The 20,085-nt window shown below is 35.7% G+C and carries 19 protein-coding genes and 1 other RNA gene; 5 read left to right on the top strand and 15 right to left on the bottom strand.

The annotated features are described in order from the left end of the window. The 4 genes from ABWO41_RS05045 to ABWO41_RS05030 form a co-directional block, all read right to left on the bottom strand. Nucleotides 1-1,949: TonB-dependent receptor (locus ABWO41_RS05045; RefSeq protein WP_353134407.1), on the bottom strand; the 1,949-nt coding region annotated here is incomplete at its 3' end. Between the two features lie 189 nt (nucleotides 1,950-2,138). Beyond that, a complete protein-coding gene (locus tag ABWO41_RS05040) occupies nucleotides 2,139-2,501 on the bottom strand; it encodes a DUF8478 family putative metalloprotein (protein ID WP_353134404.1) in 363 nt (120 codons plus the stop codon). A 5-nt stretch (nucleotides 2,502-2,506) separates the two neighbouring features. Next, on the bottom strand, nucleotides 2,507-4,384 hold the full coding sequence (locus tag ABWO41_RS05035; protein ID WP_353134401.1) for an Nramp family divalent metal transporter: 1,878 nt from the start codon (nucleotides 4,382-4,384) through the stop codon (nucleotides 2,507-2,509). Then, complete coding sequence (locus tag ABWO41_RS05030; protein WP_353134398.1) at nucleotides 4,377-5,036, bottom strand: metal-dependent transcriptional regulator; 660 nt, start codon at nucleotides 5,034-5,036, stop codon at nucleotides 4,377-4,379. Before ABWO41_RS05030 ends, ABWO41_RS05035 begins: the two co-directional genes overlap by 8 nt. Nucleotides 5,037-5,183: 147 nt before the next feature. Here ABWO41_RS05030 and ABWO41_RS05025 point away from each other — a divergent pair, with 147 nt between their 5' ends. Further along, on the top strand, nucleotides 5,184-5,648 hold the full coding sequence (locus tag ABWO41_RS05025; RefSeq protein WP_353134395.1) for an Lrp/AsnC family transcriptional regulator: 465 nt from the start codon (nucleotides 5,184-5,186) through the stop codon (nucleotides 5,646-5,648). An 81-nt stretch (nucleotides 5,649-5,729) separates the two neighbouring features. Here ABWO41_RS05025 and ung read toward each other — a convergent pair whose 3' ends face one another. After that, complete coding sequence (gene ung, locus ABWO41_RS05020) at nucleotides 5,730-6,404, bottom strand: uracil-DNA glycosylase (protein WP_353134392.1); 675 nt, start codon at nucleotides 6,402-6,404, stop codon at nucleotides 5,730-5,732. A 130-nt stretch (nucleotides 6,405-6,534) separates the two neighbouring features. Here ung and ABWO41_RS05015 point away from each other — a divergent pair, with 130 nt between their 5' ends. Next, entirely contained in the window at nucleotides 6,535-7,101 is a 567-nt protein-coding gene (locus ABWO41_RS05015) for a tetratricopeptide repeat protein (RefSeq protein ID WP_353134389.1), read from the top strand. Nucleotides 7,102-7,189: 88 nt separating this feature from the next. Here ABWO41_RS05015 and ABWO41_RS05010 read toward each other — a convergent pair whose 3' ends face one another. The 4 genes from ABWO41_RS05010 to ABWO41_RS04995 all read right to left on the bottom strand — a co-directional run bounded on the left by ABWO41_RS05010 (nucleotide 7,190) and on the right by ABWO41_RS04995 (nucleotide 11,743). Next, nucleotides 7,190-8,797: a PepSY-associated TM helix domain-containing protein gene (locus ABWO41_RS05010; protein ID WP_353134386.1), complete on the bottom strand. Its 1,608-nt coding sequence runs from the start codon at nucleotides 8,795-8,797 to the stop codon at nucleotides 7,190-7,192. 765 nt (nucleotides 8,798-9,562) lie between these two features. Next, nucleotides 9,563-9,961: a transfer-messenger RNA gene (gene ssrA / locus ABWO41_RS05005) on the bottom strand. A 31-nt stretch (nucleotides 9,962-9,992) separates the two neighbouring features. Further along, the gene (locus ABWO41_RS05000; protein ID WP_353134383.1) at nucleotides 9,993-11,228 is read right to left on the bottom strand and encodes a pyridoxal phosphate-dependent aminotransferase; all 1,236 of its coding nucleotides are present in this window, start codon (nucleotides 11,226-11,228) and stop codon (nucleotides 9,993-9,995) included. Nucleotides 11,229-11,347: 119 nt separating this feature from the next. Continuing rightward, nucleotides 11,348-11,743 (bottom strand): DUF1573 domain-containing protein, encoded by a 396-nt coding sequence (locus ABWO41_RS04995; RefSeq protein ID WP_353134380.1) that lies wholly within the window; start codon nucleotides 11,741-11,743, stop codon nucleotides 11,348-11,350. A 130-nt stretch (nucleotides 11,744-11,873) separates the two neighbouring features. On the opposite strand from ABWO41_RS04995, the gene ABWO41_RS04990 reads away from it, so the two are divergent. Continuing rightward, a complete protein-coding gene (locus ABWO41_RS04990) occupies nucleotides 11,874-14,285 on the top strand; it encodes an alpha-ketoacid dehydrogenase subunit alpha/beta (RefSeq protein ID WP_353134377.1) in 2,412 nt (803 codons plus the stop codon). 132 nt (nucleotides 14,286-14,417) lie between these two features. Here ABWO41_RS04990 and ABWO41_RS04985 read toward each other — a convergent pair whose 3' ends face one another. From ABWO41_RS04985 to ABWO41_RS04970, 4 genes are read right to left on the bottom strand one after another with little or no spacing between them, the layout of a single operon-like run. After that, nucleotides 14,418-15,113, bottom strand: coding sequence for an SMUG2 DNA glycosylase family protein (locus tag ABWO41_RS04985; RefSeq protein ID WP_353134374.1), 696 nt, complete (start codon nucleotides 15,111-15,113; stop codon nucleotides 14,418-14,420). A gap of 8 nt (nucleotides 15,114-15,121) precedes the next feature. After that, entirely contained in the window at nucleotides 15,122-15,808 is a 687-nt protein-coding gene (locus ABWO41_RS04980) for a DUF2490 domain-containing protein (protein WP_353134371.1), read from the bottom strand. Between the two features lies 1 nt (nucleotide 15,809). After that, nucleotides 15,810-16,391, bottom strand: a complete 582-nt coding sequence (locus tag ABWO41_RS04975; protein ID WP_353134368.1) for a hypothetical protein — start codon at nucleotides 16,389-16,391, stop codon at nucleotides 15,810-15,812. 1 nt (nucleotide 16,392) lies between these two features. Continuing rightward, nucleotides 16,393-16,689, bottom strand: coding sequence for a Dabb family protein (locus ABWO41_RS04970; protein ID WP_353134365.1), 297 nt, complete (start codon nucleotides 16,687-16,689; stop codon nucleotides 16,393-16,395). A gap of 95 nt (nucleotides 16,690-16,784) precedes the next feature. On the opposite strand from ABWO41_RS04970, the gene ABWO41_RS04965 reads away from it, so the two are divergent. Together ABWO41_RS04965 and ABWO41_RS04960 are read left to right on the top strand one after the other, a co-directional pair. Beyond that, entirely contained in the window at nucleotides 16,785-16,979 is a 195-nt protein-coding gene (locus tag ABWO41_RS04965) for a hypothetical protein (RefSeq protein ID WP_353134362.1), read from the top strand. A gap of 157 nt (nucleotides 16,980-17,136) precedes the next feature. Next, on the top strand, nucleotides 17,137-17,523 hold the full coding sequence (locus ABWO41_RS04960) for a GreA/GreB family elongation factor (RefSeq protein ID WP_353134359.1): 387 nt from the start codon (nucleotides 17,137-17,139) through the stop codon (nucleotides 17,521-17,523). A 71-nt stretch (nucleotides 17,524-17,594) separates the two neighbouring features. Here ABWO41_RS04960 and ABWO41_RS04955 read toward each other — a convergent pair whose 3' ends face one another. Then, a complete protein-coding gene (locus ABWO41_RS04955) occupies nucleotides 17,595-19,298 on the bottom strand; it encodes a M3 family oligoendopeptidase (RefSeq protein ID WP_353134356.1) in 1,704 nt (567 codons plus the stop codon). A 5-nt stretch (nucleotides 19,299-19,303) separates the two neighbouring features. Continuing rightward, nucleotides 19,304-20,085 (bottom strand): UbiA-like polyprenyltransferase (locus tag ABWO41_RS04950; protein WP_353134353.1); only part of this gene is annotated, 782 nt, incomplete at its 5' end.

The following is a 20,085-nucleotide window of genomic DNA, read 5'->3' as shown; positions in this document are numbered from 1 at the left end:
TACCAATTTCCTGTTAAATCAACCGACCATTTTTTATCAAAGCTGTAGGTTCCTACAAAAGTTCCGGACCATTTTGGTGCATGAAGTTGTCTTACTTTCGTTAACGAGTGGTTTCCGTCTTCTTCTTTTAGAAAAACATCCATATATGAAATTCCCGCCAATACTTTTAAAGGAAAAGTAAAAGTGAAATCAGTATTCAAAGAAATTCCTCTTGTAATAGCGTGGCCATTCAGGTTTTCGTAAATAATTTCGTTTGGATTGCTGTCGAAATCTCCAACAATTTTATTGCTGAAATGCGAATAGAAAGCAGTAGCATCAAACCCCATAAAAAGATGATCTGTCGGAACTTTTAGAACGTAATTTAAATTTCCGTTTAGAGACCTTTCAGGAATTAGTTCTTCGGTAATAACTACTTTTCTGGCTCCCGTTAAAGCTGCATGATCTTCGGTAAAAAGGTTAACAACACGAAATCCTGTACCAAAACTAGCTCTAAGCGTATTGTACTGGTTTGGAGATAACTTATAGGCCAAGCGGGGAGAGTGAATGCTTCCATGATGTTTGTCGTAATCAAATCTGTACCCGCCCAGTAAAGTATTTTTAGGATTAATCTTCCATTCGTCCTGAATAAAGATTCCCGGTAAAGGAGTTTTTGTTGGTTGATTTCCAAGTCCATCCTCACTTGCCGTTGCCGGAGTGTTATCGTCATATTGGGTAAACCTGAAAGAAGCACCCAATAAAAAGTTATGCGTTTTGTTTATTTCCTTGTCCCAATAAGATTGAATAAAACCTACATGCTGTGTTGCATCGTAATTGGTGTTACCATACCACGAATCCTGTTTATGCCAATTGTAAGAATATTGTGTGTAAATTTTTTCGGAACCGGGTAGCTGATAGAGTCCAATCAATTCTGCTCTGTTTGTATAAATGCTCTCGCCATAAACGATATCACTGCCTCTGTAGCTTTTGTTCCAGTTCATCTCGCCACCCCAACGATCTTCATAAACGTATCTGGTTGCTATACTGGCCTGTTTGTCATTTTTCCTTTGGAAGTTCCATTTATTAAATACAGATATTCTGTTCTGTAAAGTCATATCTGTAAAATTATCTTTGTTTTTATCTATCGTATTCTGGTAATTGAAATAATTGAGGCCTAACAGCCCACTGCTTTTTCGAGCTTTAAATTTCATAGCAGCATCAGCACTTACCTCACCCCATGATGTAGTAAAAATATCTGCGCTTAAAAGTGGCGCTTTATCCGGATTTTTAGTAATTACATTGATGATTCCACCCATGGCTTCAGAACCGTAGAGAGAAGATGCGGGACCTTTAACTACTTCGATGCGCTCTACCATACTATTAGGGATACCGCTTAGCCCATAAACTGTAGAAAGCGCACTAACAATAGGCATTCCATCAATCAATATCATGGTATAAGGGCCTTCCATACCATTAATGTGTATATCGCCCGTATTGCAGACATTGCAATTCAATTGAGGTTGTACACCGTTTACCATTCCAAGTGCATCAAAAAGGCTGGGTGTGGGATTTTTTTTGAAAAGCTGTGGCGTTATAATTTCTACAGGAATTGGGCTGTCGCTCCGGCTCATCTCTTTCATCGTTCCCGTGACTACAACTTCACTCAGACCAAAATTATCCTCTTCCAGGGAGATATTTATCGTTTGTACTTCTGAATCGATATTTACAGTTTGTTTCTTAGGTTGGTAGCCAACAGCGCTTATGGTTAAATGATGAACGCCATTATTCAATTTATTCACCTGGAAATTACCAAATCCGTCAGATATGGTTCCTTTATCTGTTCCCGAGACCTTAATGGAAGCGTTAACCACAGGTCCGCTTGTGCTGGTAATATTTCCTTTTAAAACTGCGTTTTGAGCTAGTAATTGTTGATATATCAATAATATGGTAATGATAGTTATTATTCTTTTCATGTTTTACAATTTTTAAAAAGCATAGCATCATGTCCTTAAAAATAGGAGCATGGCAAAAAATGAATTAGATCTTGGTCTGGTGCTTAATAAATATTTCCGATTCATTACAGGCATAATCCTGAAGTTTAGGAAACACAATAGATTTTAAAAAGCACTTATCGATGATGGGTCAGGCTTAAGCCTGAATAATTAGAACAGCGGAGGCCCTCTGTGGTCGTAATGAAATAAAGATTTACCCTCAAATAAAACGCTGAATACTTTATAAGGTAAAATCAACTCGGGCAAAGCAACCTGAAAGTTTATATATGGAATTTCAGAAAGTAAAAGTCCGGGCTGAAATACTTTTCCTAAAGAAATATAATCGTTCGAACTGTGCTGATGTGGCATTGGAGTACCATCATCCTGCGGAAAGAAAGGATGAGCATGAACAATAATTTGCCCGTTCGCTAGCTTATGGCTATGAACAAACAGGATATTATTTGCCAGAATAAGACAAAAGAATATCAAGTGGAAGAGTGATAATATATGTCTTATGTTATCTTTCTTCAGCATATTACTTAATCTCTAACTACTAAAACCGGAACTTTGACATTGTGTCTAACCGCATCAATTGTAGATCCAAGGAGTAAATCTTTAAAACCTTTGTGCCCATGTGCAGCCATAACAAGAAAGTCTATATGGCTGTCATTTACAATCTTTGCTATAGAACCAGATGTAGAGCCATATCCAATAACGTATTGCGATTGATATCCAAGATTTTCAAGCCGTTCTACATATTTCTTTAAATTATCTTCATCACTAATGGTTTCCATGTCTAAAACTTCATGTTTATGGTATCTGGCTCCGGCAGTTTCTACAATATGGATAAGCGTATAAGTAGCATTTTTTCCGCCCTGCATTAGTGCATGCCTGATGACTGTTTTGTCATGTTCAGAAAAATCTATGCTTAAACCTATACTTTTGTATTCCGGAATAGACAAGTCCTGAAAGTTTAAAGCTTTACCATGAGGTAATATATTGCGGTATTTTCTGTTTTTATAAGGCTCAATTAGTGGTGAAAGAATGATATATAAAAGCAATAAACCAATGGCAATTGCAATAGGAATAACAATAATATAAATCCAAATGCTCTCAGATCCGGCTTCCGTAATCCATACACCAATTTCATCTATTACCAGTTTTATATTAAGCATAATAATAATAGCTGCCGCTAGCCAGGCTAGGATCTTAACCCAGTTTTTAATAGCATACTTTCCCATCTCGGTTTTGTTAGAAGTGAAATAGATGAGAGGAATAATAGCAAAAGCTAATTGGAGACTCAACACCACCTGACTTAAAATAAGCAATTCTCCCAAAGCATCTTCTCCATAATGTAAAATGGTGAAAAAGGCAGGAGCAATAGCCAACAGTCTTGTCAATAATCTTCTAACCCATGGTTCGATACGTAAATTGAGGTGGCCTTCCATAACAATCTGGCCTGCTAAAGTTCCGGTAACTGTTGAACTTTGTCCGGAAGCGATTAAAGCAATAGCAAATAAGGTAGGTGCCGCAGTTCCAAAAATATTTTCTAATAATTTATAGGCATCCTGTATTTCTGCCACTTCGTGATGTCCATTAGTGTAAAATGCTGCTGCTGCCAGTACCAGAATAGCTGCATTAACAAAGAAAGCCAGATTCAGTGCCACAGCTGTATCTATCAAATTGAACTTAAGAGCTTCCTTAATACCTCTATCATTTCTTTCAATCTTCCGGGTTTGTACTAAAGAGGAATGTAAATAAAGATTGTGGGGCATTACTGTTGCCCCAATTATACCTATTGCGATATATAAAGCACTTCCGCCGAGTTCTGATGGAACAAAACCTTTTGCCACTTCCCCAAAATCAGGCTCTACAATGAACATTTCGAAAAGGAAGGAAATACCAACAATAAAAACCATGGAAAGAATAAAAGCTTCCATGCTTCGCATTCCTTTTTTTAGCAAAAACAGTAAAAGAATGGTATCTAAAGCTGTAATACTAATTCCCCAAATTAACGGAATACCAAAAAGCAAATTCAAGCCAATGGCCATTCCAATAATTTCTGCCAGATCGCAAGCTATAATAGCAATCTGAGCTAATATATATAACGGAATGTTAGCCCATTTAGGATAAGCCCTTTTTGATGCCTGAGCTAAATCCAGGCCTTTTACGATCCCTAGTCTGGCACTTAAAGATTGCAATAGTAACGCGATAAGGTTAGACATCAGTAATACCCAAATCAGTTTATACCCAAATTGAGAACCGCCGGCAATGTCCGTTGCCCAATTTCCCGGGTCCATATATCCTACACTTACTAAATAGGCAGGCCCTAAAAAAGCAAACAACTTTCTCCAGCCCTTTTTGGTATTAGGATCTACCGAGCCATGTACTTCGCTTAAAGATTCAGAACTATTCATAAGCAATCAATAAATTTTTAGCAACGTCCCTGCTTACCGTTTGTTTCTGCTTGTCAATATTCAGGATAAAAGATCCATCAAATTCAATAATATTCAGTACTTCTATCTGCTGTCCTAATGTCAGCTTATGTTCGGCAAGATATTTTAAAAAGATAGAAGAGTGATCTCTGATTCCACTGATAATCCCTTTTTCTCCAATCCCCAGCTTACAAACCGGTTTTAGATCCGGAACATGAAATCTTCCATTTTTATCGGGTATAGGATCACCATGCGGGTCAATTTTAGGAAATTCTAAAAATTCATCAAGGCGATTAATCAGAAGATCAGAATGAATGTGTTCCAGCTCTTCGGCTACGTCGTGGACCTCATCCCAATTAAATTTAAGTTTTTCTACTAAAAAAACTTCCCAAAGACGATGCTTTCTAATAATATTCAACGCACTTGATTTTCCCTTTTCGGTTAATGTAACACCTTGATATTTCTTATAATTAATTAAGTCTTTCTCGGCCAGTTTTTTGAGCATATCTGTTACAGAAGCAGCTTTCGTATTCAAAGAGTCAGCAATGGCGTTTGTGTTAACAGCCATATTTAAATCTTTTGAAAGATGGTAAATAGCCTTTAAGTAGTTCTCTTCTGTAAATGATGTAAGCATGATACAAATGTTTATGCAAAGCTAATAATATTTTTAGATTAATCTAAAATTTTATTTAAAGATGGTCGATTGTATAATATGTCAGATATGCGAAATTTTATTTGGTTTCGTTAATAAAATATATCTTTACATTTTATTTCAAATAACATGGAATTAGATAAGATTGATTTGAATATTCTCAAAATCATGCAAGAAAATGGACGTATTACTAATCTGCAGTTATCACAAATGATTGGTTTATCTCCGGCACCAACCTTAGAACGTGTTAGAAAATTAGAAAATTCCGGTTATATCAAGAGCTACCATGCTTTAGTAGATGAGGAGAAATTGGGTTTAGGAATAAAAACCTTTATTCAGGTTTCTTTAGACTTCCATCAAAACGATACTATAGATATCTTTCAAAAGGAAATTCAGCAAATTAAAGAAGTTACAGAGTGCCACCATGTTACGGGGCAATATGACTTCATACTGAAAGTTTATGTAAAGGATATTAAGGCCTATGAACAACTTATTATGAATAAAATAAGCAAAATATCGGTAGTAAAGACTTTTCAGACACTCATGATTCTTTCAACTAGTAAAAAAGAACCAATCATTCCGATAGAATATTAAAAATAGAAAGTATTTTGTAGTTAAGGCACTTTTATTCTCTACTATTTACTTTAAACGCTCTACTCAGTACTCACAATTCGCTCATATTTGCCAATCTATAGGCTGTAGATTTTGTTTTTTTAAAAATTCATTGGTTTTGCTAAATGGCCTCGATCCAAAAAAGCCGCTGTGAGCAGAGAAAGGAGACGGATGCGCTGATTTTACAATGTAGTGTTTGGATGTGTCTATCAATCTCTCTTTTTCTTGTGCAAATCGTCCCCAAAGAATAAATACAACTCCAGATTTAAAATCAGATACAGCTTTTATAGCGGCATCGGTAAATATTTCCCAGCCTCTTTTCTGATGTGATCCCGCTTTATTAGCTTCTACGGTTAATGTAGCATTTAATAATAACACACCCTGTTGTGCCCATTTTGTTAAATTTCCAGAGCCAGGAATCTTAAATCCTTCAATATCGGTTTCCAATTCTTTATAAATGTTCTGTAGCGACGGCGGAAGTCTTACGTTATCCTTTACAGAAAAAGATAATCCATGAGCCTGGCCGTATCCATGATATGGATCCTGTCCTATAATTACAACTTTAACCTGCTCAAAAGGAGTCAAATTGAAAGCGTTAAAAATTTCGGTACTTGGAGGATAGATGGCTTTCTTCTGCAATTTTTCATTTTGTAAAAACTGCTTTAAACTCATCATATAATCTTGCTTAAATTCTTTTTCTAGAACAGTAAGCCACGAACTTTCTAATTGTATACTCATTTTTTATCCTTTATTTATGAATAGCAAATCAAATAACCGATATTTGCATTCGCTAAATTAAGCATGCATTCTATAAAATGAAATTGCAAATAGCTTATTAACGTAATATTATTGAATACACAGTAAATTTATGCCAAATTTTATCAGAATTATAATCGCAGCAGTAGTACTTGGAGCCGCAATTTCTTTAATGGTCTTTTCGCATTGGGGATGGGGAATACTATTGGTTTTCTTAGCTATATTGATTTTTGTTACTTATATTTTCAACGAAAAGATGTTGATGGCGCAATGGTTCCTGAGAAAAGAAAACATGGATAAAGCCACTATTTGGCTGAACAAAATAAAAAATTACGAAAAGGAACTTTATAAAGGACAGTGGGGATATTATCATTTGTTGATTGGATTGATAGAGTCCAGAACTTCACCTATGAAATCAGAAAAATACTTTAAAAAAGCTTTACAGTTTGGCTTAACTATGGATCATAACATCGCTTTAGCCAACTTAAGTTTGGCCGGAGTAGAAATGGCTAAGCGTAATAAACGCGAGGCACAACGTTTGTTAAAAGAAGCAGAAAAAGCAGATAAAAATAAGTTAATGGCTGAGCAGATAAAAATGATGAAGGGACAGCTTACCATGTTAGATAAAACCCAGATGGTTCAGGGAGGTAGAGGACGCGGGGGATTCAGGCAGTTTTAGTTTTTGTTAATATATAGTTAGAAGGAGCGCTGTAAAAGGTGCTCCTTTTTTATTTTATACAAACTGTGTGCGTTTAGTAAAAAAATACCTAAGCGTAGACGGAATGTCTTTGAGAGACCGGTTTCGCTTGTTTGTTCTTTAGCCTTAGGAAAGATAATATTGAAACCACTGATATGAAGATCCACAGTAAATCAATAATAAGTATATCTACCATTCCTTTTGCTGCGGTTTTCCATACCCAATTTCCTGTTGTAATGCCATTAACAATGGGGACAATTAGTGCCAATACACTACTAATTAGAAAGATTTCTTTTATTGCTTTCGGCAGGTTTTTCCTAAAGATGTAAAAAATAGAAAAAGCCAGCCAGGTATAAAAATATACGTTATATAAAAAACTCTGCCCGGAACCCAAATCTAATTTGACAATAATAAACGAAATTGCTGTTACAGGCAACATACTTAAGCATGTAGACAGGAAGATATTTGTAGCCCAAAAATTGAATTTTCTTTTTTTAGGCGCTATATTGTTTTTCTCTCTTGCAGAAAACCATATCATGATTCCGGAAGCCATAACTAAACAACCTAAGACACCTAATACAAATGAAATAGCTTTTAGGAAATAACCGCCATAATTGCCATAATGTAATTTATAAATGAGTGAATAAATTACATCAACATAGGATGTCTCCTTCACGGCGTCTTTAAAATAAATAAAACTTTTGGTTTTTACTTCGTATATAGCTTTCCCGAAACTAGAAAAGTTCTCTTTTGGCGGAGAAAATCCCTGAATAGCGATTACCATATTTTCATCTCCATAATTATTGATAGCAACAGATTTGATTCTTCCATTACCCCAGCTTGCATTCGTAACAGCAGTTATCGAATCTACGTTGGGTATAAAAAACATTTTTTGATTTTTGAAATCATATTTTGAAACATCTAAGTTGATGTTTAGATCGTTATACATTTTTTTGCTTTCATTTTTATATGCTACGGAAGAAAAAGGACCCAGTACAATAACATTAACAATTAAGACAAAACCGGTAATAGCATATATTAGTTGAAAGGGAAGACCTATAGTTCCCAGAACTGTGTGGATATCAGTCCACATAGTTTTAATCTTTGACCATGGCCTAAATAAATAGAAATTACTTATTATTTTATCCCAGTGTATAAGAATACCTGTGATTAGTGCCATTAGAAATACAAAAGCTGTTAGTCCGGCTATTAGATATCCAAAGGGAGAAAGCCGAAAAGGTAAAGGAATAATATTTAATTGGGCAAGGAAATGCAGACGGTATAAAAACTCACTTAAGCCGTAAGCCTCTGCATAAGTTTTCTGAGAGTGTTTTTGATAATTGTATACAAAAGAACGTGTTTCTTTTGCATTAGGATTGTTTAAGGTGTCTTTTGAAGTAGTAATATACACATAAGAGTTTAGGGAATTTTCGTAGCTCAAAAGATTAATGTCTCTACCATAAAGTCCAATAGCCTGGTCCAGGGAATCTAACAGTTTTTGATATTTACCAGTCGCCAATGGAGTAGCTTTATAAGAACTATTGTTTTCCCAGGCTTCTATGTCACTTTTAAAAAAAGAGAAGGAACCTGCAAAGAATATAATAAATAATAATACTGCAGATATAATTCCAGTTATCGTATGTAAGTGAAAATATATATTGTAGTTGCGACGATTCATGGAGCTTATACGATAAAAGGTAAACTAAATAAAAGGGCTAGCAACAGATAGCAGCATAACACTCGCCACACAGATTTTGCAATGAAAGTATAAATCATTAGGCATACCCATAATATTACGGCAGTTAAACCTGCAGTAATGGTTACATTTTCTCTCGGGAAAATTTGCGTTAGCATAAGGTGAAACGTCATTGATACAACGTATCCACCAATGAAACCTACTAAAATTTTTATAGTTCTTAAAAAAGGTGAAGAGGTTAAATATTTTGGATTAGCAGGCATATTTTAGAACAAAAAATATTCACAACAAAACAATATCAGACTCAGGGTAATTAACAGTCGAAATCTGATATATTTTAGTGGATTTAATATTACCGTTAATGAAAGAACACATAAAAAGGATAAAATTCCCGAAATAATTCCAGAACTGACCCCCAAGCTACAGGAGAATAAAAATAAGCTAACTATGAATAGGCCTGTAGCACTACCCTTTAGCCATAATTTCGATGTGCTTTTCGGTAAAAATGGTAAAATCCTGGCATTTGATACTCTTTTTGAAGTCTTATAAAACAACGCGGTACTCAATAATTGTAAAAGAATAGTTAGGGTTAGCATTGTTTAAATTCTCTAATTTAGATCAAATATAAATAATGAATTTTAATATTTGCTATTTAATCTTCAAAATATTGAAAATCAAAAAGATACTGGTGATAGAATTGTTCTTTTTGCGAAATAAAAAAACCTTAACTTTTTAGAGTTAAGGTTTTTGTGGAGTCGGAGGGATTCGAACCCTCGTCCAAACATGGGATCAGTTGCGCTTTCTACATGCTTATTTTGTGTTTGGTTTTCGAACTAATGATGGCCACAAACAGCCTGCATTAGTCTTAGTTTCTAAAATTGTCGGGATACTATCGAAACATTTGTATCCTTATTCCAACTTTTCGGTGCTCCCGTATCAGATGTCGTTGGCTAGAACCTCTGGGGAACATCCTGCTTCCGCTACTTTAGCGAGACTAGGGCAAATCTTAAATCATTTAAGATTAAGCAGCAAGAGCGTAATTATTTTCGCCTTTTATTGTTTGAGAATCCTGATTATAGTGATGCATCCTCAATTCACTGCATGCTTACACACTTATCGTCCATCCTGTCAATTCCGGTCGACCCCGGTAATACAATACAAATATAAATATATATTGTTATGAAAATGTCTTTACAAATTCATTTTTAGGCGCAAGCGTACGTCCCGGATAAATTTCCAGCGCTTTTTCAAGACAAATCATCGCATTTGTAAGATCATCTTGATTTAGTACATATGCGAGACGAACTTCATCATCTCCAACACCTTTTGTAGCATAAAAACCAGAAGCAGGCGCTAACATAACAGTCTGTTTTTCATAGCTAAATTCTTCCAGCATCCATTTACAGAAATTATCCGCATTATCTATAGGTAATTTAGCAACCACATAAAATGCACCGCCCGGATTAGGACAATATACGCCATCCATTTTATTAAGTGCACTTACCAATATATCTCTGCGTTTTGCATATTCTTTGTTTACTTCCTGGAAGTATTCATCAGGAGTGTATAAAGAAGCGGCTTCACCTGCAATTTGTTCTACCATTCCAGGGCTTAGTCTGGCTTGTGCAAAGCGCAGAGCTATTTCCATAAAAGCTTTGTTTTTAGTAATAATACAACCTAATCTCGCACCGCAAGCGCTATACCGTTTAGAAACCGTATCAATGATAATCGCGTGTTCTTCCAGTCCTTCAAAATGCATCGGCGAAAGAAACTCTTTACCGTCATAACAGAATTCGCGGTAAGCTTCATCAGCTATAATATATAAATCATGCTTCAATGCCAATTCCCTTAAATCCAAAAATTCTTGTTTGGAATAGAGATATCCGGTAGGATTATTAGGATTACAAATCATGATTGCCTTTGTCTTCTCTGTAATTGATTTTTCAAATTCAGAAATAGGAGGTAAAGCAAATCCATTATCGATAACCGAAAGAATAGGTTTTACGATAGAATCACTTTGACAAGCATAAGCATTGTAATTTGCATAAAAAGGTTCCGGGATAATTACCTCATCGCCTTGATTTAAGCAGGTCATTAAAGAAATAATGATAGCTTCCGATCCACCGGTTGTTACCAGGATATCTTCGGGAGTAATATTATAACCCAATTTATTGTAATAATGTGCCAGAGATTTTCTATACGCGACTGTCCCTTCAGATGCAGTGTAGGCCCATACTTTAAAATCAATATTTTTAATGGCGTCTAACATTACGGCTGGCGTTTCAATATCAGGTTGTCCAATGTTTAAATGATAAACCTTTGTACCTTTAGCTTTTGCTCTCTCAGCTAGCGGTGTAAGCTTCCTAATTGGTGAAGCTGGCATCTGTTTCCCTTTTTCAGATATCTTTGGCATAATTCCACAAAATTAAGTGGTGTTTTTGTAATTTTTATAATTTTTGTTAAAGTCTATATACAAAGAAAAGCCTTTCCTGAAATGCAGGGAAGGCTTTTCCTGAATTTAAATGAGTTAAATTAATTGGCGGCGCTAACTACCTCTCCTTTAATGTATAACATTTTTACAGGAGTTTTAGAGTTAGAAGTAATTTTAACGAATTTGTTAAAAGGAGCTACAGCCGCAGCATTATAAGTTAGAGTGATTGATCCAGTTCCTCCTTTTGGAAGTGGAGTGCCTTGTTTAGGCTCTACACTTGGAACAGTACAGCCACAAGTAGACTCTACGTTAGAAATAATCAACGGCTCGTTACCTACGTTAGTGTATTTGAATGTAAAAGAAACTGGTTTTCCCTGAGGGATCTTACCAAAATCATGAGTTTCTTCTACAAACTTAAATTCTGCTTTATTGTCCTGCATAGCAGTGAAGCCTACAAAACCAACTAATACAGCAGCAATAATAAGTAGCTTTTTCATGATAATTTAATTTTATTCAAATGTAGTAAACTCAAAAGATGTTCCAAATATTTTATGAAATAAGATTGTAAAATTCGGCATACCCGATGATATTTCCTATTTTTGAAAGCAACGGACAGAAATTTTAGAGATGCAATATAAAGTAACCAATCAGTTTGATACTTCGGAATTGAGTTTTGACGACTTTAAGTCTATAGTAATAAAAGACTACAAAATTGCATATGAAAGCCGACAAGTAAGTTTACAGGGAAGAAAAGAAGCATTAACTGGTAAGGCGAAATTTGGAATATTTGGAGATGGAAAAGAGGTAGCCCAAGTGGCTATGAGCAAAGCCTTTAGAAAGGGAGACTGGAGATCTGGTTATTACAGAGATCAAACTTTTATGTTTGCCACAGGAATGGCTAATGTTAAACAGTTTTTTGCCCAATTATATGCACATCCAGATTTAGAGCATGAGCCCCATTCAGGCGGAAGGCAAATGAATGCACATTTTGCTTCCCGATCTGTGAATCCTGATGGTTCCTGGAAAAACCTGACTCAAAAGATGAATTCTGCCTCTGATGTATCTTCGACAGCAACACAGATGGCTCGCCTGGTGGGTTTGGCAGAAGCTTCTAAATTATACCGGCAAAATCCGGAACTCAAAGAATTTACACAGTTTTCTATTAATGGGAATGAAGTGGCATTTGGAACCATAGGTAATGCTTCTACGGCAGAAGGTTTGTTTTTCGAAGCTATTAATGCCGCAGGTGTACTACAAATCCCATTAGCCATTTCTATTTGGGATGATGGTTACGGGATATCTGTTCCAAATAAATATCAGACTACCAAAGAAGATATTTCAGAAGTTCTGAAAGGATTCCAGAGAACCAAAGATAAGCCGGGGATTGAGATTTTTAAAGTGAAAGGCTGGGATTATGTGGCGCTTTGCGAAACTTATGAAACAGCCATTAAGATATGCCGTGAAGAGCATGTGCCGGTTTTGATTCATGTGACAGAGATGACACAGCCGCAAGGGCATTCTACTTCAGGATCACATGAGCGTTATAAATCTAAAGAGCGTTTAGAGTGGGAGAAAGAGTACGATTGTATTGCACACATGCGCAAGTGGATGCTGGAATCTGCTATCAGCACAGAGGAAGAGCTAACGGAAATTGAAAACCAGATAAAATCAGACGTCAAAGCTGTTATCAAAGAAGCCTGGACAGAGTTTTTAGAAGATGTAAAAATTGAACGTAACAAGGCAATAGTACTTCTAGAAGATTTAGGCCAGGAAATTCCCGAGGTAAAGAAAATAGCACTTATTTATAAATCAGAGATCGATCCGCTAAGGAAGGAAATGTTTGGAGCTATTCGTAAGGCTTTAAGAGTGGCAAGATTTCATGAATCAAATGCTAAATCAGCTTTAAAAAAATGGTACGAAGAACAGAAAAAGATAAATGAAGAAAGATATAATTCGGGACTTTTTTCAGATACTCCCCAATCTCCTTTAAAAATTGAACATACAGCTCCTGTGTACAGCTCTGATTCTAAAATGGTCGATGGAAAAGATGTACTTAACGCATGTTTTGAAGCTAACTTTAGAAAGAATCCTTTATTAGTAGCATTTGGAGAAGATTTAGGATTGATTGGGGACGTTAATCAGGGATTTGCCGGTTTACAGGCAAAGTTTGGAGAAATAAGAATTTCAGATACCGGAATTCGTGAAATGACTATTATGGGTCAGGGAATAGGGCTTGCTTTGAGAGGTTTTAGACCTATTGCCGAAATTCAGTATCTGGATTACATTTTTTTTGCAATAAACATATTGACTGATGATCTCGCTTCATTAAGCTATAGAACAAAAGTTGGCCAGATTGCGCCAATGATCGTTAGAACAAGAGGTCACAGATTAGAAGGTATCTGGCATTCCGGATCGCCAATGAGTGCTATTTTGGGATCTTTGAGAGGAGTCCATTTATGCGTCCCTAGAAATATGACTCAGGCGGCAGGTATGTATAATACTTTACTAAAGGGCGATGAACCGGCAGTTATGATTGAGACCCTGAACGGGTATCGTATAAAAGAAAAGCTTCCCGACAATATTGGCGAGTTTACCATACCACTTGGGCAGGTGGAAATTTTAAGAGAAGGCACCGATATTACAATTGTTTCTTACGGAGCGGTTATTAAACAGATTATGGAGGCGGTTGCAGAATTGGCAACCTTAGGCATAAATGCAGAAGTTATAGATGTACAAACTTTGATGCCTTTTGATCTAGCCATGGATTGTGCAAAATCTCTGCAAAAAACAAATAAATTATTAGTAGTAGATGAAGATGTTCCGGGAGGAGCCTCAGCATATATTCTGCAGGATATTTTAGAACGTCAAAACGGATATTATGCTTTAGATGCACAGCCTAAAACATTACCAGCTAAGGCTCACCGACCTCCGTATGGATCGGATGGTGATTACTTTACAAAACCAAGTGCCGATGATGTGATAGAGATTGTTTATCAGATGATGAGCGAATCTGATCCTGAAAAATATCCTCAATTATAAATATTTAAAAAGAAAATTAGAAAGGGGCTATCTGAAAAGCCAAAATATTGTCGGTTTTGATGGTCCCTCTCCCTGAACTCTTTGTAATGAAAGAGAGGGGCTACCCGATGAAACCTGAATAACTTAGGTTAATTATAGAATTTTGTATAAGGCCTTTATATACTTATCAATATATAACTGTTTATCTTTTGACTTGTATTGTTGGATATAACGAGGATGTTCCAATATGGTTAGCTTATCAAATAATTTTTCTTCTTTGTTCAACTTGCCAATAAAATCGGCGTTTTTCTTTCCTAATATAAAGACTTCAGAAGTATCCAATCCCAGGCTGATATGTTGTTTAAGCGAATATATCATAAAATCTTTTACCATTTCAAACAGCCTCCGGTCATCATAATAATTTGCATTCAACCATTTATCTGCTCCGGCATTTCTGATGATTGCCAGAGGGAAAGGAGAGTTTATATAAAAATGTTTATAAAAACTTTGCGGGCCACCCCATGCTGCTATCATGTCGTATATAAAGACAGAAGATATTTCGTGGGTATATGCTGATTTCATTGTAATACCGCAAACGCTCTCCAATCGTTTTGTATCGGTAAATGGTACACCGGTTACACCTGCCCCATGACGACTCGGGTTAATTCCAATGATAAACTTTCTTGGAGTAGAATCATTATAATACTTCTCATAAAAAGCCTGCATGACCAGCATGGTTTCTGGGTTGTCCATATACGGATTCATTACCTGAAATCCTTTTGGTAAATCTCCTGAATAATGGAGTTTTCGGTTGAAAGCTATAACTTTTTGAGCGAAAGTATTTTCCATGATATTCTTTAAAAACTATAATACCAGCTCAGATTTAACCAACCCAAATGAGTTTTTGTCTCACTTAACATTTCCTCCATTCTGTAATCCAATCCGGCTTCAATTTTATTAGAATCATTTATATTATAACCTAAGGCAGCAAGTCCGCGTATTTCAAAATTGACATCGTTTTTTTTCAAAGAACCTAAATATTCATTGCTAAATTTCAGATAAAACTCCTTTTCATCTATAGTTTGTCCTTCCAATGCTTTGTCTGTACTAATTCGATACCTTAGTCTGAATCTGAAGTCCTCGTTTTTGCCAAAAGTTTCATCAGTCCTGAAACGGTGAGCAAGTCGTATATTCCCAGTCTTTTGTACCAATGCGTATTGTTGTATGAATCTGTGAATAATATCTCCGTTTTCTTTACGTCTCCCCAGGTAGCCAGCTCCTACTGTATGGATACTGTTTAATTTTTTCGTCAATACGAGTTCTATGTCAGACCTTTCGTATTCATATTGTAAATTCATAGGCATTCCGGTAATGCCTTCATAGAAAATTTGCCTGTTTTCAAGTTTGGCATTCAGCTTCCATTTTTTTTCAAATGATATATCTGTATTTATTTGAGTAAGCAGACCTAGTTTATATTCGTTCTGAGCAAAAGTATTTATGCTTGTTAAACTTATAACAAGTATTAAAATGATTTTAACCCTCATGTTAGAAAATTAGATTATTGGTGTTTTTTTGGACAATTTCATATTCTTTTAAAAGCTTTCCATTTTCGTTAAACAGAAATTCAAAGAAGTCTATGTCTTTGCCTTTGGTCCCTCTAACTTCCAATTCGAAATTAGTTTCGTATCTGGTATCAGATTTTCCTGTGGTAATTAATGATTTGATGGTGGTTTCAGCGGCAAGCCATTGCTTCTGTATCTTTACAATTCTATACTTTGTAAACCTGGTTTTTAAAAAATCGCCAATTTTATCCCTGGTTTCGGTTGGAAGACTTTCAAAAGAAACAATCTGCTCTGTATCCTGTAAATTTCCCTGACTGTCAAACTTAATACTATATCTTGTTTTTGATTGTATGGTTTTAGCTTCTATAAATGAGCCTTTTGTGTTTTCTTCACGATACCATTTTACGGTTGAACCGGGAAAGCATTCTTCAATAAAGGTGAGGGCATTTTCAGGAACTGCGTTCTTTTTTATACGGTACTCACGTTCAACTTTTGTTTGAGCTGATGCCAACTGACTAAAAGTGGCAGACAGGATAATAGCTACCAGAGTTCTTATTTTTATCATATTACTGAGAATCATAAATCAAAACTTTTTCAAACAAGCTTTTAAATTCATCTAAAAAAGCCAGATGTATAGCATGTGTCTGATAAACATCGTGACCAGCTAAATCCTCAAAAATAGTTAAAAGAGAAAAAGTATAAGTTGAGTCTACTACTGCTCTATCTATAGGCGCAGGTGTGCCAATGTAAATAGATTTAATAGTTTCTACATTTCTGAGCGATTCTAACCCTTTACGGAAAGCTTTTTTCTGTTCCCTGGTAGTCTCGGGCTTTAGCCAAAATAATACGTGATGAGTTAACATGATTAAAAAATAGCTATATAACAAAGATAGTTAATATTGTATTTTTAACTGTCATCCTGCCATAATAATGTCTTAAAACGAATATGTTTTCCAAAATGAAAATTAAAGGGGTATCTTTAATTAAATTCATTGGAGGATTAAAAATGGTAATTAGAATCAACTTTGATGCTTATTTAAAACAATTGGCAGCGGTTATTGCTAATAGCTTTGCCTTTTACGACAGGTTTAACCGTTTTAGTTTGCCTAAGGAATACACCTACCAGATTTCCAGTAAAGACTTTATTTTCTAAGCCCCGGCTTAAAAGAGTCGGGGCCTTAATAAGGCATCTTTTTCATCCATTTTACATCGTTTTGTAAGGCGTAGCTCTATGCTATGTTTCGTCATGTTTATGGTTTTAGAAGATCGGTTTTAAATGAAATAATGTTTAAATAAAAAATTAATACACAATGGAAAGCTTAGAATTGAAATTATCAAAAGGTGTTTACAGTCTATTAAAAGATTATCTGAAGTCTAACAGCAATACAATGCCAGATTTTAATAAACAGAAACTGATATCTGAATTAGAAAAAGCGGAAGTGTTGACTGAAAAGGCTTTGCCGACCGAATTTGTTTCTGTCAATACAAAATTAAAAATTAGAGAAGAAGACTCTGGAAAGGAACTGGAATTTATTTTAGTAGAACCTAAGAAAGCAAAACAGAAGTTAAATAAGCTGTCTATTCTTTCACCAATAGGTGTTGCGCTGGCAGGTTATAAAACAGGGGATATAGTGAGTTGGGAAATGCCAGATGGTTTAAGGAATTATCATATTAAAGAAGTAACTCCTGTAAATTAATAAAAGAAGGGTTGTCTTCTATGTTTGGTTCATATAAACATAGAAGACAACCCTCTATCTTAAAAAAAGCTTTAATCTAATTTCTTTAATTCCGACATGACGAACTGCGCAAGCTCTCTGATATAACCCGCACTGAAATTGAATTCGATTCCTGCAGTCTTATAAATCTCTTTAATAGATTTTGTATAACCCAATTTTAAAGCATTTATATAGCTGTTTAGCCCATTTTCCGGATTCTCTTTATAATTTTTCCATACAGCAATGGCACCTAATTGGGCAATTCCATATTCGACGTAATAAAATGGTACTTCAAAAATATGAAGTTGTTTTTGCCAAAGGTTGGCCAGGGCTTCCTCATGATTACTCCAGTCGACAAAATTAGCACCAAATTCTGTGAAAATTCTTTTCCACGCTGCGGTACGTTCTTCACTTGTATGGTTTGGGTTTTCGTAAATCCAATGCTGGAATTTATCTACGACAGCCACCCATGGCAAAGTTTTAAGAACATCTTTTAATTGATATTGTTTAGCTCTTTTCAATTCCTCTGGATTGGAGAAAAACTCGTCCCAATAATCCATAGAAATCAATTCCATAGACATAGAGGCCAGCTCCGCTACTTCAGAAGGACAATGTTTAAAATCATTCAATTCTAAATCTGCGGTTAAGAAAGTATGAACAGCGTGGCCACCTTCGTGAACCATAGTTGTTAGATCTCTAAAGGAACCAGCAGCATTCATAAAGATAAAAGGAGCGCCAGTCTCCGCCAGAGGGTAATTATAACCTCCCGGAGCTTTTCCTTTTCTGCTTTCCACGTCAAAAAGGTTATTGTCTTTCATGATGGAAAGTCTTTCTCCAAGATATGGATTTAATTTATGGAAGCATTGGATAGATTTGCTGATAAGCTCTTCACCATTTTCAAAAGGCTTCAATGCTGGCTTACCAGAAGTGTCAACTTCAGTATCCCAGGGTTTTAAAACATCCAGTTGCAGTGCTTTTTTTCGCTCATTGGCCTGTTCTGCCAATAAAGGAACAATTTCTTGCTGAACGGCATCATGAAAATCAAAGCAATCCTGAACAGAATAATCAAATCGGCCCAAAGCCTCAAACATATAATCTCTGAAATTTTGGAATCCAGCATTTAAAGCAACCTGATGTCTTAGCGATTTCAGTTTATTGAACAGACTATCCAGTTCCTCCTTATCTTGCAGGCGTCTTATGGTTATGCTTTCCCATGCTTTCTGACGTTTATCTCTATCCAGATCTTTCAGGAAATTAGAAGCTTGTTCCAGTGTATATTCCTGCCCGTCTATAGTTACAGACATGGCACCAGTTATACTCTGATATTTTTGCTGTTCAACCTGGAGTTCGGTTTGCAAAGGAATGTTCTCTTCTCTGAATAAAGCTAATGCTTTTTTTACACCTCTTAAATAGATGAAATATTTTTCATGATCGAGATCATTCACATAGACAGACCCGACTAGTTTCTTGTTAAGTTCATTTTGTAATGGAGCAATTTTTGGTTCAATTTCCGTAGCGAAATACTGAAAGCTTTTTACCAGTTCTTCATTCGCTGTATCGCAGGTCATTTTAATATATCTCCAGGCGAAATCTTCTTCTAAAGTTGCTTCCAGTTCACTTCTGTCTCGTAACCATTGCTCTAAATCTGTAGTGTTGTTTAAAGAACGATTAACCAGTTCGTTGAAAAGTGGCTCTAAATTTTCCCATTTTATTTCTAAAGAATCAGGAACAAAGGTTTTTTTTCTTTTTTCTATCATGATAATTATGATCTAATAAAAATGTCTAATAAAAAGCAAGCGGCAAAAGCAACAGAGGCAATGCCATTTGTAGTCATGAATGCAAAATTAACTCTTGATAAATCGTTTGGTTTTACCAATCTGTGCTGGTAGATAAGCATGGAAATAAAAATCACCAAACCTGCATAGTAGAACCAGGAAAGTGGAGTAATAAAAATAGGTGCTATAACAAAGCCTGCCGAAAGGACATGCAGTATATTGCTGGTAATTAATGCGTTTTTGGTTCCCATATAAGATGGAATAGAATGTAATTTTTGATTTCTGTCAAATTCCTCATCCTGAAGGGCGTAAATAATATCGAACCCGCTTACCCAACAAAGAACAGCGCCAGAAAATAATATAGGAAGCAGGGCAAATTCACCTGTAATAACCAGATAAGCGCCAATAGGAGCAAGTGAAAGTCCCAGTCCCAGAACAAGGTGACATAGTGCTGTAAAACGCTTGGTGGCACTATATCCTAAAACTACCAGTAAGGCAATTGGAGACAAGTAAAAACATAATGGATTAATAAACCAGGTTGCAGTTACAAAAAGTAAACAGTTAACTATAGTAAATATTAAAGCATTTTTTGCAGAAATCCTGCCAGCGGGAATATCTCTAACTTTGGTTCTCGGATTCAGTGCATCAATATCCCTGTCGAGGTATCTGTTAAAAGCCATGGCAGCATTTCTGGCAAATACCATACATACAATCATGAATGCCAGTTTTGACCACGAAAATTCATGATCTGTTGTGCTTACAGCTAGGA

Source organism: Pseudopedobacter sp. (assembly GCF_040392825.1).
Classification (GTDB): domain Bacteria; phylum Bacteroidota; class Bacteroidia; order Sphingobacteriales; family Sphingobacteriaceae; genus Pseudopedobacter.
The sequence above is the reverse complement of the archived record's forward strand: the minus strand, read 5'-3'. Positions and strand labels throughout refer to the sequence as shown.